Here is a 13743-nt window from a genome sequence, read left to right on the forward strand (position 1 = left end):
CACGAGCGTGAGGTGTTCGCCCGCAACGGCATGTGGCTGACGGCCGGCGAGTGGGGCGGCCCGAAGGAGTCCGAGTCGGTCGAGACGCGGCTGATCCGCTACCGCACCGTCGGTGACATGTCCTGCACGGGCGCCGTCGACTCCGACGCCACCACGCTGGACGCCGTGATCGCCGAGATCGCCGCCTCCCGTCTCACCGAGCGGGGCGCGACCCGCGCCGACGACAAGATGTCCGAGGCCGCGATGGAAGACCGCAAGCGCGAAGGGTACTTCTAGCCATGACGAGCACCACCGAGCAGTTCGCCGACGTGGCGGCCACCACCCTGCTGCGCTTCGCCACCGCCGGCTCCGTCGACGACGGCAAGTCCACCCTGGTCGGCCGGCTCCTGCACGACTCCAAGTCGGTCCTCACCGACCAGCTGGAGGCCGTCGAGGCCGCGTCCCTCAAGCGCGGTCAGGAGGCGCCCGACCTGGCTCTCCTCACCGACGGTCTGCGGGCCGAGCGCGAGCAGGGCATCACCATCGACGTGGCCTACCGCTACTTCGCCACCGCGCGCCGCCGGTTCATCCTCGCCGACACCCCCGGGCACGTGCAGTACACCCGGAACATGGTCACCGGCGCCTCCACCGCCGAGCTGGCCGTGGTCCTGGTCGACGCGCGCAACGGCGTCGTCGAGCAGACCCGCCGCCACGCGGCCGTCGCCGCGCTGCTGCGCGTGCCGCACGTGGTCCTGGCCGTGAACAAGATGGACCTCGTCGACTACGCCGAGCCCGTCTTCGCCGCGATCGCCGAGGAGTTCACGGGGTACGCGTCCGAACTCGGCGTCCCGGAGATCACCGCGATCCCGATCTCGGCGCTGGCCGGCGACAACGTGGTGGAGCCCTCCGCCAACATGGACTGGTACGGCGGCCCGACCGTGCTCGAGCACCTGGAGACGGTCCCGGTCAGCCATGACCTGACGGCCTGCCACGCACGCTTCCCGGTGCAGTACGTGATCCGCCCGCAGACCGCCGAGCACCCCGACTACCGGGGCTACGCCGGTCAGATCGCCGCCGGTGCCTTCCGGGTCGGCGAGCAGATCACCGTCCTGCCCTCGGGCCGGACCTCCACGATCACGGCGATCGACGCGCTGGGCGAGTCGGTCGACATCGCCTGGGCCCCGCAGTCGGTGACGATCCGGCTGGCCGACGACATCGACATCTCGCGCGGCGACCTGCTCGCCCCGAGCGGTGACGCCCCGGCCACCAGCCAGGACGTCGAGGCGACCGTCTGCCACGTGGCGGACCAGCCGCTGACCGTCGGCCAGCGGGTGCTGCTCAAGCACACCACCCGCACGGTCAAGGCGATCGTCAAGGAGATCCCGTCCCGGCTGACCCTGGACGACCTCTCCCAGCACCCCGAGCCGGGTCAGCTGGTCGCCAACGACATCGGCCGGGTCAAGGTCCGTACCGCCGAGCCGCTCGCGCTCGACGCGTACGCGGACTCCCGCCGTACCGGCTCGTTCCTGCTGATCGACCCCGCGGACGGCACCACGCTCGCGGCCGGCATGGCGGGCGAGGCCTTCGCCGGTGCCAAGGCCGCGGCCGTCGCGGACACCACGGAAGACGAAGGGTGGGACTTCTGAGATGAGCATCGACGTCTACAGCACCTTCGCCAAGGAGGGCGGCCGGGTGGGTTCCGGCGCCCTCGGCGCGGGCCGCGGAGGTGTCGCGCGATGTGCGTGCTGACGCCGCTGCGCCGCGTACGCGGCGCGATTCCGCTCCACCCGCTCCACTCCGAACGACACAGACGAAGAAGACTTCGAAAACCCTGAGGGGAACACCTCCGTGCCTGCCTCCCGTACCACCCTGCGCCGCTCACTCGCCGCCGCCGCGGCTCTGCCGCTGCTGATCGGCGCGCTCGCCTCCTGCGGCTACGGCTCCGAGGCCAAGAACGACGAGAAGAAGGTGGCCGCCGAGGGCAAGAAGCTCTCGGCCGACACGGTCCGGCTCGGGTACTTCCCGAACCTGACGCACGCCACCGCCCTGGTGGGCGACCAAGAGGGCATCATCCAGAAGGAGTTGGGCGGCACGCAGCTGAAGGTGTCGACCTTCAACGCCGGCCCCTCCGAGATCGAGGCGCTCAACGCCGACTCGATCGACATCGGCTTCATCGGCCCCTCCCCCGCGATCAACGGCTACACCAAGTCCAAGGGCAAGAACCTGCGCATCATCGGCGGTTCGGCCTCCGGTGGGGTGAAGCTGGTCGTGAACCCGGCCAAGATCAAGACCCTGGGCGACATCAAGGGCAAGCGGATCGCGACCCCGCAGCTCGGCAACACCCAGGACGTGGCCTTCCTCAACTGGATCTCGGAGCAGGGCTGGAAGGTCGACGCCCAGAGCGGCAAGGGCGACGTCTCCGTGCTCCGTACGGACAACAAGGTGACCCCGGACGCCTACAAGTCGGGCTCGATCGACGGTGCCTGGGTGCCGGAGCCGACCGCGTCCAAGCTGGTCAGCGAGGGCGCGAAGGTGCTGCTCGACGAGTCCACGCTGTGGCCCGACAAGAAGTTCGTGATCACGAACATCATCGTGTCGCAGAAGTTCCTCACCGAGCACCCGGACGTCGTCGAGGCGGTGCTGCGCGGCTCGGTGAAGACCAACGAGTGGATCAACGCCAACCAGGCCAAGGCCAAGGAGTCGGCGAACACCAAGCTGAAGGAGCTCACCGGCAAGCCGCTGGGCGCGAAGGTCATCGACGGTGCCTGGCCGTCGATCCAGTTCACCAACGACCCGCTGGCCGCCACGCTCCAGGCCCAGGCGGACCACGCGGTGAAGGCCGGTCTCCTCAAGCAGCCCGACCTGAGCGGCATCTACGACCTGAAGTCGCTCAACAAGGTCCTGAAGGCCGCGGGGCAGCCCGAGGTCGCCGACGCCGGTCTCGGCGTCAAGTAACAAGTCCACCGCTCAGACCCAGGAGGTGACGACCATGGCCACGACCGCGACGCTCGCCAAGGCCGAGGACCGTACGGCGGTGACGCACGCCGCCCGTATCGAGCACGTCTCGAAGTCCTTCGGCGGACCCAACGGCGGGCAGCTCGTCCTCGACGACATCTCGCTCGATGTCGCCCCGGGCGAGTTCGTCACCCTCCTGGGTGCCTCCGGGTGCGGAAAGTCCACCCTGCTCAACCTGGTCGCCGGGCTCGACCGGCCGTCCGCGGGGTCCATCGAGACCCCCGGCGGCCGGCCGTCCCTGATGTTCCAGGAGCACGCGCTGTTCCCGTGGCTCACCGCGGGCAAGAACATCGAACTGGCCCTGCGGCTGCGCGGGGTGCCGAAGGCCGAGCGCCGGCCGGAGGCGGAGCGCCTGCTCGAACTGGTGCGGCTCTCGGGCTCGTACGGCAAGCGGGTGCACGAGCTGTCCGGCGGCATGCGCCAGCGCGTGGCGCTCGCCCGGGCACTCGCCCAGGACAGCGATCTGCTGCTGATGGACGAGCCGTTCGCGGCGCTCGACGCGATCACCCGCGACGTGCTGCACGACGAGCTGACCCGGATCTGGCGGGAGACGAAGCTGTCGGTGCTGTTCGTCACCCACAACGTGCGCGAGGCGGTGCGGCTCGCCGAGCGCGTGGTGCTGCTGTCGTCCCGGCCGGGGCGGATCGCCCGGGAGTGGACCATCGACATCCCGCAGCCGCGCCGTATCGAGGACGCCGCCGTGGCGGAGCTGTCCGTCGAGATCACCGAAGAACTGCGTGGGGAGATCCGCCGTCATGGCCAGCACTGAGACGACCACCAAGGCCTCCAAGGCCGACGACCTGGCCGGTCTGGAGGCGGGCCTGGACGCACTGGACGCGGTGCAGGTCCGCCGCACGCCGGTGCGGGAGGTCCTGGTCAAGAAGGTGCTGCCGCCGGTCGTGGCCGTGCTGCTGGTCCTCTTGGTCTGGCAGCTCCTGGTGGTGGCCGAGGTCACCGACGAGTCCAAGCTGCCGGCGCCGTCCGCGGTGTGGGACAGCGTGACCACCATGTGGCTGGAGGGCACGCTCCTCGAGGTCCTCTGGACGAGCGTGTCGCGCGCGCTCCTCGGCTTCCTGATGGCGCTCGCGATCGGCACGCCGCTGGGTCTGCTGGTCGCCCGGGTGAAGTTCGTCCGGGCCGCCATCGGACCGGTCCTCGCGGGTCTGCAGTCGCTGCCGTCCGTGGCCTGGGTCGCCCCGGCGGTGCTGTGGATCGGCCTCAACGACTCGATGATGTACGCGGTGATCCTGCTGGGCGCCGTGCCGTCGATCGCCAACGGCCTGGTGGCCGGTGTCGACCAGGTCCCGCCGCTCTTCCTGCGGGCCGGGCGCACGCTCGGGGCCACCGGGCTCAAGGGCGCGTGGCACATCGTGATGCCGGCCGCGCTGCCGGGCTATCTCGCGGGTCTGAAGCAGGGCTGGGCGTTCTCCTGGCGCTCGCTGATGGCCGCCGAGATCATCGCCTCCTCGCCCGATCTGGGCCTGGGCCTCGGCCAGTTGCTGGAGAACGGCCGCAACAACTTCGACATGCCGGGGATCTTCCTCGCCATCATCCTGATCCTGCTCGTCGGTGTCGCCATCGACCTGCTGATCTTCAGCCCGCTGGAGCGCGCCGTACTGCGCCGCCGCGGCCTGCTGGCGAAGGGCTGAGGCACGCCATGAACCGCCCCGTCCTTCTCGTCGTCGCCCACGGCAGCCGCGACCCGCGGCACGCGGCGACCGTGCACGCGCTGGTGCGCCGTGCCCGGGCGCTGCGGCCGGGGCTGCGCGTGGAGACGGCGTTCCTGGACTTCAACCTGCCGTCGGTACCGGGGGTGCTCGACCGGCTCGCGGCCGAGGGGGTACGGGACGTGGTGGCGCTGCCGCTGCTGCTGACCCGTGCCTTCCACGCGAAGGCCGACATCCCCGCCGTACTGCGACAGGCCCCTCCCGCCTTGCGGATCCGCCAGGCGGAGGTGCTGGGCCCCTCGCCGCTGCTGGTCGCGGCGGTGGAGCGACGGCTGTACGAGGCCGGCCTGGCCCCCGGCGACAAGCACTCGACCGGGGTCGTCCTGGCCTCGGCGGGCTCCACCGACCCGGAGGCGATCGCAGCGATCGCAGAAACGGCGCGGGAGCTGCGGCGCACCGGTTGGTGCTCCGTGCGGCCTGCGTTCGCCTCCGCATCTCTTCCCCGGACCGAGGACGCGGTCCGCGCGCTGCGCGCCGACGGCGTCCGGCGGGTGGCGGTGGCGCCGTACGTCATCGCCCCCGGCCGGCTGCCGGACCGCATCGCGGCGGGCGCGGCCGAGGCCGATGTCCTGGCGGACGTCCTCGGCCCTTCCTCGGAGCTGGCCCGGCTGCTGATCGAGCGGTACGAGGAGCGCTGCGCGCTGCCGGCGGAGGACCTCGCGGCGCGGGCCGCCGGCTAGGGCCTGGGGTCGCGGCCGCTCGTCGCGAGGGCGCGGGCGAAGTCGGAGGCGTTGTCCGGTACCTCGACCGGGTCGGCGAAGCCCTCGTACTGGCGGTAGACCTCCGCGTGTTCCTCGACGACCGCGCGTACGAACGTGCCCGTCGCCTCCGGGACGGTGAAGTCCTGGCTGGTGGAGCGGGCCAGGTCCCAGCCGTGCAGGGTGAGTTCCTTGACGATCAGCGAGGCGATCACATGCGCCGGCATGGTCACGTAGCCGGTGTCCACGTCGCCCTCCCAGACGTCCGGCTTCTCCCAGGCCGCGAGCGCCCGGTCGAGCTGGGCCGCGTACCGCTCCGCCCAGTCGGCGTCGGCCGTGAAGTCGCGCTGGACGATCTCCTCGGGGAGCTGCTTGCGCAGGGCGCGGTGCTCCAGGCCGTGGGAGGAGTAGAGGACGAGGTGGTTGACGAGCTCGCGTACCGTCCAGTCGGCGCAGACGGACGGCTGGGCGAGCTGGTCGGCGGTGACGCCACGGGCGACGCGGGCGGCCTCGGCGGCGCAGACGGTGAGGTGCGTGTGGATGTCGTTCATGCCGCCGAGGCTACGAAGCGGGCGATCCCGGGTCTTGAAGAATCGCGACAGCGCGTCTTCAGCTGAAGTCGAGACCGCCGGTCCGGGTCCGCTTGAGTTCGAAGAGGTCGGAGTGGCCGGCGAGCACCCGGAAGCTGTCGAAGAGGTCGGCCGCCTCCCGGCCGCGCGGGATGGCCCGCAGGACCGGCCCGAACCAGACCGTGCCGTCGACGTGGATGGTCGGTGTGCCGACGTAGCCGTCCGCCTCCGGGTCCTTGCCGGCGTCGTGGCTGCGGCGGACGGTCTCGTCGTACGTGTCGTCGTGCGCGGCCTCGGCGAGTTCGGCCGGGAGGCCGAGCTCCGCGAGGGATTCGGCGATCACGACGTCGAAGTCCTGCTGCTTCTCCTGGTGGATGCGCGTGCCGTACGCGGTGTAGAGCGGCCGCAGGACCTCGTCGCCGTGCTTCTGCGCCGCCGCGGCCGCGACCCGCACCGGTCCGATCGACTTGTCGACGAGTTCCCGGTACCAGTCGGGCAGCTCGTTGCCGACGTTGTGGAAGTACAGGCTCATCACCCGGAAGCGCAGCTCGATGTCGCGGTGCTGTTCGACCTCCAGCATCCAGCGGGAGCTGATCCAGGCGAAGGGGCAGGCGGGGTCGAAGTAGAAGTCGACGACGGTCCTGGGCTGCGTCTCGGTGGTCATGGCTGGAGCCTAGCCAGCGGTCGGCCGACGGTGGCGGTCCAATCACGACTCCGTCAACTGGGCCAATTCCCGGGGATCCCGGTGACTCTTGTAGCGTCCATCCATGATCTCGGACACGTACTCGCTCGGTGGCGATCTTCCCGTACGGCGGCTCGGTTACGGAACGGCTCAGCTCACCGGCCCGGGCTACTGGGGGCCCCGCGGTGAGCGGGCGGATGCGGTCGCCGTCCTGCGGTGGGCCGTGGAGCGGGGCGTCACGCTGATCGACACGGCCGACAACTACGGTCCCGGCGTCGCCGAGGAGCTGGTCGCGGAGGCGCTGCACCCCTACCGGGACGGGCTGGTGATCGCGACCAAGGGCGGGGTCGTACGGACGAGCGACAGTGCCTGGCACATCGAGGGGCGCCCGGAGCGGCTGCGCTCGATGTGCGAGGCGAGCCTGCGGCGGCTGCGGACGGACCGGATCGACCTCTACCAGTTGCATCGGCTGGACCCCCGGGTCCCGATGGCGGAGCAGCTCGGCGCGCTCGACGAGCTGCGCGCGGAGGGGAAGATCCGGCACGTCGGCCTGGACTCGGTGTCCGCGGAGCAGCTGACGCGGGCGCTGACGCTGACGTCCTCGATCGTCTCGGTGCAGAACCGCTTCAACCTGCTCGACCGCGAGTCGGCGGCGGTGCTGAAGGTCTGCGAGGCGCACGATCTGGCGTTCCTGCCGTGGTTCCCGCTGGCCAACGGGGCGCTGACGGGTGAGGCGGCGACCGCGCTGGACGCGGTTGCGGGGCGGCTCGGCGCGAGCCGGGGACAGATCGCGCTGGCCTGGCTGCTGCACCACTCCCCCGTGCTGCTGCCCACGCCCGGCACCGGCTCGCTCGCGCATCTGGAGGAGAACCTGGACGCCGCCGCGCTCCGGCTGGACGCTTCCGAGCTCGCCCTCCTGGACGCGCTCGTCGCCGCCCCCTAGTCCCTGGTCATCTCCACGAGCTTGACCACGGTGTTCCAGTTGCGCGAGGTGGCCACGATCCCCTTGAAGAGGGCGGGCCGGGAGAGCGCCTCGCCGAGCTTGGACCTGCCCAGACCCTCGGGGGCGTAGAGGTAGAGCGCGCGGTCGCCGAGCCGGAACTCCTCGGGCAGGAAGGCGGCTTGGTCCAGCGCGGCGAACCGCTCCGGGCCGACCGGCTCGGAGAAGTACGTGACGTGGACCTGCTTGCCCTCCAGCTCGGCGGCCGGGAAGGGGCAGGCGTCGGCGACGGCGGCGAGGTACTCCGCGTCGCGGACGAGGCAGTCGACGCGGAAGCCGAAGTGCTTCTCGATGGCGTCCTCGAGGCCGGCGGTGACCTCGTCCTCGCTCAGGTCGTCGGCGTCGGTGGTGAAGACGGCGTTCCCGCTCTGCAGATAGGTCCGGACGTGGTGGTGACCGAGGCCTTCGAGGAGGGAACGGAGCTCCGCCATGGGCACCTTGCGGTGTCCGCCCACGTTGATGCCGCGCAGCAGAGCGGCGTACGTCTTCGACATGGTCACACCCTAAGGCGGCCGCCGTGCCCCGTGGGGGAGGGCACGGCGGCCGCCGGTCAGGGAGGCGGGGCCGCTACTCGACGATCTTGAGCAGCTTGTTGGCCGTGCCCTCGGAGGGGTTGGAGATCTTGTCGGGGGTCGCTCCCGCCACCAGGGCCTCGGCGACCTGGTCCGGGGTGGCGTCCTGGTGCGCCGCGAGGTAGACGGCGGCGGCGCCGACCACGTGCGGGGTCGCCATCGACGTACCCGAGATGGTCTTCGTACCGGTGTCGCTGTCGTTCCAGGCCGAGGTGATCTCCGAGCCGGGAGCGTAGAGGTCCACCACGGAGCCGAAGTTGGAGAAGCTGGACTGCTGGTCGTCCTCGGTCGAGGAGGCGACGGTGATCGCCTCCTGGACGCGGGAGGGGGAGCCCTGGCCCGCGTCGGAGGACTCGTTGCCGGCGGCGACGCCGAAGGTGACGCCGGAGGCGATGGCCTTCTTGACGGCCTCGTCGAGGGCGGGGTCGGCGCCTCCGCCGAGGCTCATGTTGGCGACGGACGGGCCCTGGTGGTTCTTGGTGACCCAGTCGATGCCGGCGACGACCTGCTCGGTGGTGCCGGAGCCGTTGTCGTCCAGGACGCGGACGGCGACGATCTTGGCCTTCTTGGCGACACCGTGGGCGGTGCCGGCGATGGTGCCGGCGACGTGGGTGCCGTGGCCGTTGCCGTCCTGGGCCGTTTCGTCGTTGTCGACGGCGTCGAAGCCGTCGGTGGCGCGGCCGCCGAAGTCCTCGTGGCTGACGCGGACTCCGGTGTCGATGACGTACGCGGTGACGCCCTCGCCGGCGTTGTCGGGGTAGGTGTACTTCTTGTCCCCGGCGGTCTCGGCCTGGTCGACCCGGTCCAGACCCCAGGACGGCGGGTCGGTCTGGGTGGCGTTGATGGAGAACTTCTTGTTCTGGACGACCTTGGCGACGGCCGGGTCGGCGGCGAGGCGCTTGGCCTCGGTCTCCGAAAGGCCGTTGACCGAGAAGCCGTTGACGGCGGAGTCGTAGCTGCGGCGCAGGGTGCCGCCGTACTCCTTCGCGAGCTCGCCCTTGTTCGCCTTCTCGTCCAGGAGGACGACGAAGCTGCCTTCGACGGCGCCTTCGACGCCGAGTCCGTGGACCGTTCCGAGGGCGGGCGTGGGGGCCGCGCCGGCGAACGGGCTCGTGAGGACGGTGACTCCGGCCGCGGCCGCGATCGCGGTCGAGACGGCGATGAGCTTCGTCCTGCGGACACGCTTGTGTATTGCCATGAAGAGGGCTCTCCTCGTCAGGATTTGTGGGGGGTTGAGCCACCGGAAGGAAACTCTCCGGCGGCTGCCTCGAAACCCTTGCTCATTGACGAGTGCAAATCAAGACCTTCATGCAGCTGTGACTTAAGCAACAAGCCTTCGTAATAACAAATCAGTCATCCCACCCAACTCGGCGCATGAGTAAGGCCCCTGGGGTCCCCGGGGGCCTTAGGTACGTCGCATTACGGCAGTTGGGACTCGATCAGATCCGCCGCCCGGCGCGTTCCACCCTCGTTCGCCATCCGCTCCTGGATCTCCTTGGCGCGGAGGGCCACTTCGGGGTCGTCGACGAGGGCGAGCACGGCTTCGCGCAGGCTCTCGGCGGTCGCCTCCTCCATCGGAAGGTGCCGGGCCACGCCCAGGGACTGGAGCATGTCCGCGTTGCCGAACTGGTCGACGGCCTGCGGGACCGCGACCATCGGCGTCGCGGTGGCGAGCCCCTCCTGGCTGCCGCCGGCGCCGGCGTGGGTGATGAAGGCGTCGGCCTGCTTCAGGATCGCGAGCTGGGGGACCCAGGAGCGCACCTCGATGTTGGCCGGGATCCCACCCAGCTCCGACGGGTCGACGAACGCGCCGATCTGGAGCACGACATGCCAGCCGGGAAGGTTCCCGAAGGCAGCGACGCAGGCCCGGTAGAAGTCGGGCTTCTTGGTGAAGGCCGAGCCCAGGGAGACCAGGAGCACCTTCTCCGCGCCCGCCGGCCGCCGCCACTCCCCCTGGTCCGCCCGCTCGCCCTGGCAGGCGCCGACGAAGGTGAAGACGGACTCGTCGACCCGGTCGGCGTTCGGCTGGAGCGCCTTGGGGATGAGCACGATCGCCCGGCGGGGGCTGGAGATGAGCCGGTCGGGGTGCGTGTCGACACCGTGCTCGGCCAGCCAGTTCGCGAAGCGGGCGTAGTACGCCTTGCCCCGCTCGGAGGCCTTGAGCTCGGCGAACATGGGCTCGGCGACCTCTTCCTCGTACCCCTCCCAGGGAACGAGATTCGGCCAGAGTCCCACGACGGGGACACCCCACCGGTGTGCCAGGACCGGGGCGGGGTAGGCGGTGATGTCATGGAGGACGAGGTCGGGCCGGTCGCCGTCGAACGCCTCGGCGAGCTGCGGGAGCACGTGCACGGCGTCGGTGAGGAACGGTTCGATGTTGTCGATGAGTTCGGTGCCCCAGCCGTCCGGGTCGTCGTCGGTGGGGAGGGTCGACTCGTAGACGACGGGGGTGGCGCCGGTGGCGGCGACCTTCTCGGCGAAGGAGGCGGGGATGGCGTAACTGACGCGGTGTCCGCGGGCGACGAGCTCGCGGATCACTTCGAGGCTCGGGTTCACATGGCCGTGGGCGGCGATGGAGAACATGGCGATGTGCGCGGGGCGCGGGGTGGCGGTCATGCCTCCACAGTAAGCGAGACGAGACGTCTCGTCCAGTTGGTTCGACAGTCGGGGCCCTTCTTGGGGAACGCCCAGGGAACGCCGGCCGACGAGACTCCGGGACATGAGCGCCGTGGACCCGGCCGGACCTCCGGCCGGCGAGGCGCGGGACCGAGGAGGTCGCGATGACCACCACGCGACTCACGGTGGGCGACCGGGCCCCCGATCTGGGCTGCGCCACGCTGGGCGGGGAGGTCCTGTCCCCGGTCGGACGGCCGGGGCAGACCGTGATCCTGAAGTTCTACCGCTTCGCCAACTGCCCGCTGTGCAATCTGCACGTACGGGAGTGGGTGCGTAGGGCGGACGAGGTACGGGCCGCGGGCCTGACCGCGCTCGCCGTCTTCCACTCCCCCGTGGAGGCGCTGCGCTCGCAGCTCCTCAACGGCGCCGAGATCCCGTTCGACGTGCTCGCCGATCCGGAGAAGCGGCTGTTCCGCGCGTACGGGGTGGAGGAGTCCCTGAGCGGCATGTTCCACGGCAAGGTCATGGGCGACAACATGCGTGCGATGGGGGCCGGTTATCTGGGCATGCTGCCCTTCGGCCACGAGGGCGGCATCCGGGGGCATCCGGCGGACTTCCTCATCGGCCCCGACGGGGTGGTCCGCATGGCGCACTACGGGGCCCACTACGCCGACACCCTCTCGGTCGACGCCGTACTCGCTGCCGCTACGTCGACAGGGCCCGCTCCGACGACAGCGCCCGCACCGCCGCCAGTGGCCGAGCAGCGCCCAGGCGGTCGAAGGTGACCGCCGCCTCGGCGAGCAGATCCGCGTCCGCACCCGTACCCGTACCCGTACCCGTTCGGGTGTCCAGGGAGGCCGAGGCCGCCTGAACCTTCGAACGGGCCGACCAGAACGGCTGCCCGGCCCGCTCGTAGAGCCGGGCGGCCGCCAGGAAGTGTGTCCGCGCGACGTCCGGTTCCTCCCGCGCCGCCGCATGGGCGCCCCGCGCGGTCTCGGCCATCGCGCTCCAGGCCGAGCTGCGGAACATCTCGGCGACGCCGGCCGCCGCCTCGGCCCGGCCCGCGGCGCCCTCGCGGTCGCCGAGCGCCGCGAACGCCTCGGCGGCCACCGGATTGAGCAGGGCCGAACAGCTCGGACAGTTCCCGTCCCGCTCGCACGCCACGGCCGCCGCGTGCACCGACCGCAGCGCCTCGTCCGGGGCACCGCGCTCCAGCGCGTCGAACGCGGCCGTCGCGTACAGCCGTCCCCAGGCGTGCGGGGCCATCGTCCCGGCCGCGGCGAGCGCCATCCCCCGCTTCAGGCAGCCGGCGACAGCGGCGCTGTCGCCCCGCCCGGCGGCGAGTTCGCCGAGCCGTTGCCAGGGCAGCACCCCGGATCTGCTGTCGAGCGAGGCGTGCAGGTCCACACTGCGTTCCAGGCAGCCGGGGGCCTCGTCCCAGCGGCCCTGGAGCAACAGCGCCTCACCGAGGAGGCACCAGGCGAACGCCTCCGCGCGGCGGGCTCCCCTGGCGACGGCGAGGTCGAGCGTGTCGCGGGCGTAGCTCTCCACGCTCTCGAACAGCCCGTCGCCGTACAGGTGGTACTCGCCGATGCAGCAGTGGATGTCGAAGATCCGCGCCAGCTGGGCGTCGGTGTCGGCCGTCGCGCCGAACCGCTCGATCTCCAGCTGGAGCCCTTCCCGCCAGGCGCCCCGGTAGTGGCAGACGATGGCGAGGGTCTCGCTCGCGGCGGCCACGTCCGCGCCGGTGCCGAACCGTTCGGCGGCCTTGAGGCTCGCCTCCGCACGGTCCTGTGCACCCTCCATGTCCCCCGTCTCGTACAGCCAGGTGGCGCGCGTCCCGGCGATCCTGCCCGCCTCGGCCTCGTCCCCGATGTGCCCGGCGACGGTCTCGGCGGCCCGCAGATGGGGCTCCGCGTCGGCCGGGTGGTGTCCCGCGAGATGGGCGGCGGCGGCCTTGCGGTGCCGTCGGGCGGGCACCACCTCGTCCTCGCCCGGCAGCCGGGCGGCCGTGCCGAAGGCCGCCGCGGCGCCCGCCGCGTCCCCGGAGAGCATCCGCAGGTCCCCGACCTGTTCCCACAGCTCGCCGGTGAGCCCCGCGGGCTCACCGGCGAGCCCGGCCCTGATCCGCTCGAAGAGCTGCTGCGTGCGGACGTCGGGCACGGCCTCCACCTCGTCGGCGAGGGCGCCGCGCAGCCGCCCGTAGACCGCGAGGGCGTCGTGGCGCCGCCCGGCCAGCGCGTGGACACGCATCAGCGCGGAGGCCGCGCCCTCGTTGATCGCGTCCTCGGCCAGGACGGTGTGCAGCGCGACGGCGGCCCCGTCCAGGTCCGCCCGGGCCTCGAGCAGCCGGGCGTGGCCGACGAGGAGGGCGAGGTGCTCGGCGCGCACGGCCTCGCGCCGGTCCGCCACCCAGTCCTCGTAGCGGAACTCGGGCAGCAGCTCGCCGCCGTACCGCTCGATCGCCGCCTCGTAGGCGCCGGGGTCCTTCTCCTGTCGCGCGGCGAGGGCGGCCGCTTCGAAGGCGTCCACGTCGACCTCGGTGAGCGCCGGGGCGAGGCGCAGCAGCTCCTCGGCGGAGACGAGGTACGTGTAGGTGGCGACGGGGTCGGGGTCGAGGACCCGGCGCGCCTCGTGGAGGGCCTTGCGCAGCTGGTTGGCTCCGGCGGCGGGGGACAGCTCGGGCCACAGGGCGTCGAGGAGCTGTTCGCGGTGGAGGCGATGGCCGGGTGCGAGGGCGAGCAGGGCGACGAGCGCCTTCGCCTTGCGCAGCCGCCACCGCTCGTCGGCGATCTCGCGGCCGCCCACCTCGGCCCGGAAGCCGCCGAGCAGGTGGATGCGCAACGCCTGCGGCCCGCTCATACCTGCAAATCTAGTCCTCCGGG

General features: G+C 71.6%; 13 protein-coding genes and 1 pseudogene. 8 read left to right on the plus strand and 6 right to left on the minus strand.

All coding sequences use genetic code 11. The features are described from left to right. The 6 genes and pseudogenes from ACFV9D_RS36980 to ACFV9D_RS37005 all read left to right on the plus strand — a co-directional run. A pseudogene (locus ACFV9D_RS36980) lies at positions 1-276 on the plus strand (sulfate adenylyltransferase small subunit); the annotation flags it as partial. 2 nt (positions 277-278) lie between these two features. Continuing rightward, the gene (locus tag ACFV9D_RS36985; RefSeq protein ID WP_385156800.1) at positions 279-1625 is read left to right on the plus strand and encodes a sulfate adenylyltransferase subunit 1; all 1347 of its coding nucleotides are present in this window, start codon (positions 279-281) and stop codon (positions 1623-1625) included. A gap of 202 nt (positions 1626-1827) precedes the next feature. Next, positions 1828-2934 carry an aliphatic sulfonate ABC transporter substrate-binding protein gene (locus ACFV9D_RS36990; protein WP_385156803.1) on the plus strand — a complete coding sequence of 369 codons (1107 nt, stop codon included), beginning with the start codon at positions 1828-1830 and terminating at the stop codon, positions 2932-2934. A 34-nt stretch (positions 2935-2968) separates the two neighbouring features. Then, a complete protein-coding gene (locus ACFV9D_RS36995) occupies positions 2969-3763 on the plus strand; it encodes an ABC transporter ATP-binding protein (RefSeq protein WP_385156806.1) in 795 nt (264 codons plus the stop codon). After that, entirely contained in the window at positions 3750-4643 is an 894-nt protein-coding gene (locus ACFV9D_RS37000; protein WP_385156808.1) for an ABC transporter permease, read from the plus strand. The genes ACFV9D_RS36995 and ACFV9D_RS37000 overlap by 14 nt, the downstream gene beginning before the upstream one ends. An 8-nt stretch (positions 4644-4651) precedes the next feature. Beyond that, complete coding sequence (locus ACFV9D_RS37005) at positions 4652-5401, plus strand: sirohydrochlorin chelatase (RefSeq protein ID WP_385156811.1); 750 nt, start codon at positions 4652-4654, stop codon at positions 5399-5401. Here ACFV9D_RS37005 and ACFV9D_RS37010 read toward each other — a convergent pair. Next, positions 5398-5970, minus strand: a complete 573-nt coding sequence (locus tag ACFV9D_RS37010; protein ID WP_385156814.1) for a TIGR03086 family metal-binding protein — start codon at positions 5968-5970, stop codon at positions 5398-5400. The two genes, ACFV9D_RS37005 and ACFV9D_RS37010, sit on opposite strands and share 4 nt — an antisense overlap. A 58-nt stretch (positions 5971-6028) precedes the next feature. Continuing rightward, positions 6029-6652, minus strand: a complete 624-nt coding sequence (locus tag ACFV9D_RS37015) for a DsbA family protein (protein ID WP_385156817.1) — start codon at positions 6650-6652, stop codon at positions 6029-6031. Positions 6653-6755: 103 nt separating this feature from the next. Here ACFV9D_RS37015 and ACFV9D_RS37020 point away from each other — a divergent pair, with 103 nt between their 5' ends. Beyond that, on the plus strand, positions 6756-7613 hold the full coding sequence (locus tag ACFV9D_RS37020) for an aldo/keto reductase (protein WP_385156820.1): 858 nt from the start codon (positions 6756-6758) through the stop codon (positions 7611-7613). Here ACFV9D_RS37020 and ACFV9D_RS37025 read toward each other — a convergent pair. From ACFV9D_RS37025 to mgt, 3 genes are all read right to left on the minus strand, one after another. Next, positions 7610-8164 carry a DUF1697 domain-containing protein gene (locus ACFV9D_RS37025; RefSeq protein ID WP_385156823.1) on the minus strand — a complete coding sequence of 185 codons (555 nt, stop codon included), beginning with the start codon at positions 8162-8164 and terminating at the stop codon, positions 7610-7612. The two genes, ACFV9D_RS37020 and ACFV9D_RS37025, sit on opposite strands and share 4 nt — an antisense overlap. 73 nt (positions 8165-8237) lie before the next feature. Continuing rightward, a complete protein-coding gene (locus ACFV9D_RS37030; RefSeq protein ID WP_385156827.1) occupies positions 8238-9440 on the minus strand; it encodes a S8 family serine peptidase in 1203 nt (400 codons plus the stop codon). A gap of 221 nt (positions 9441-9661) precedes the next feature. Beyond that, complete coding sequence (mgt, locus tag ACFV9D_RS37035) at positions 9662-10858, minus strand: macrolide-inactivating glycosyltransferase (protein ID WP_385156830.1); 1197 nt, start codon at positions 10856-10858, stop codon at positions 9662-9664. Between the two features lie 164 nt (positions 10859-11022). On the opposite strand from mgt, the gene ACFV9D_RS37040 reads away from it, so the two are divergent. Continuing rightward, positions 11023-11643 carry a peroxiredoxin-like family protein gene (locus ACFV9D_RS37040; protein ID WP_385156833.1) on the plus strand — a complete coding sequence of 207 codons (621 nt, stop codon included), beginning with the start codon at positions 11023-11025 and terminating at the stop codon, positions 11641-11643. On the opposite strand, the gene ACFV9D_RS37045 is transcribed toward ACFV9D_RS37040, so the two are convergent. Continuing rightward, positions 11564-13720: a BTAD domain-containing putative transcriptional regulator gene (locus ACFV9D_RS37045; RefSeq protein ID WP_385156836.1), complete on the minus strand. Its 2157-nt coding sequence runs from the start codon at positions 13718-13720 to the stop codon at positions 11564-11566. The genes ACFV9D_RS37040 and ACFV9D_RS37045 overlap by 80 nt on opposite strands. Positions 13721-13743 lie beyond the last annotated feature (23 nt).

It is taken from the genome of Streptomyces sp. NPDC059875 (assembly GCF_042731085.1).
In the GTDB taxonomy this organism is placed as follows: Bacteria; Actinomycetota; Actinomycetes; order Streptomycetales; family Streptomycetaceae; genus Streptomyces.

Excerpts from the sequence above, each read along its gene's own strand:
- ACFV9D_RS37015 (WP_385156817.1), bottom strand. The coding sequence starts at position 6,652 with ATGACCACCGAGACGCAGCCCAGGACCGTCGTCGACTTCTACTTCGAC.
- ACFV9D_RS37020 (WP_385156820.1), top strand. The coding sequence starts at position 6,756 with ATGATCTCGGACACGTACTCGCTCGGTGGCGATCTTCCCGTACGGCGG.
- ACFV9D_RS37030 (WP_385156827.1), bottom strand. The coding sequence starts at position 9,440 with ATGGCAATACACAAGCGTGTCCGCAGGACGAAGCTCATCGCCGTCTCG.
- ACFV9D_RS36995 (WP_385156806.1), top strand. The coding sequence starts at position 2,969 with ATGGCCACGACCGCGACGCTCGCCAAGGCCGAGGACCGTACGGCGGTG.
- ACFV9D_RS37025 (WP_385156823.1), bottom strand. The coding sequence starts at position 8,164 with ATGTCGAAGACGTACGCCGCTCTGCTGCGCGGCATCAACGTGGGCGGA.
- ACFV9D_RS37045 (WP_385156836.1), bottom strand. The coding sequence starts at position 13,720 with ATGAGCGGGCCGCAGGCGTTGCGCATCCACCTGCTCGGCGGCTTCCGG.
- ACFV9D_RS37040 (WP_385156833.1), top strand. The coding sequence starts at position 11,023 with ATGACCACCACGCGACTCACGGTGGGCGACCGGGCCCCCGATCTGGGC.
- ACFV9D_RS37000 (WP_385156808.1), top strand. The coding sequence starts at position 3,750 with ATGGCCAGCACTGAGACGACCACCAAGGCCTCCAAGGCCGACGACCTG.
- ACFV9D_RS36985 (WP_385156800.1), top strand. The coding sequence starts at position 279 with ATGACGAGCACCACCGAGCAGTTCGCCGACGTGGCGGCCACCACCCTG.
- ACFV9D_RS37005 (WP_385156811.1), top strand. The coding sequence starts at position 4,652 with ATGAACCGCCCCGTCCTTCTCGTCGTCGCCCACGGCAGCCGCGACCCG.
- mgt (WP_385156830.1), bottom strand. The coding sequence starts at position 10,858 with ATGACCGCCACCCCGCGCCCCGCGCACATCGCCATGTTCTCCATCGCC.
- ACFV9D_RS37010 (WP_385156814.1), bottom strand. The coding sequence starts at position 5,970 with ATGAACGACATCCACACGCACCTCACCGTCTGCGCCGCCGAGGCCGCC.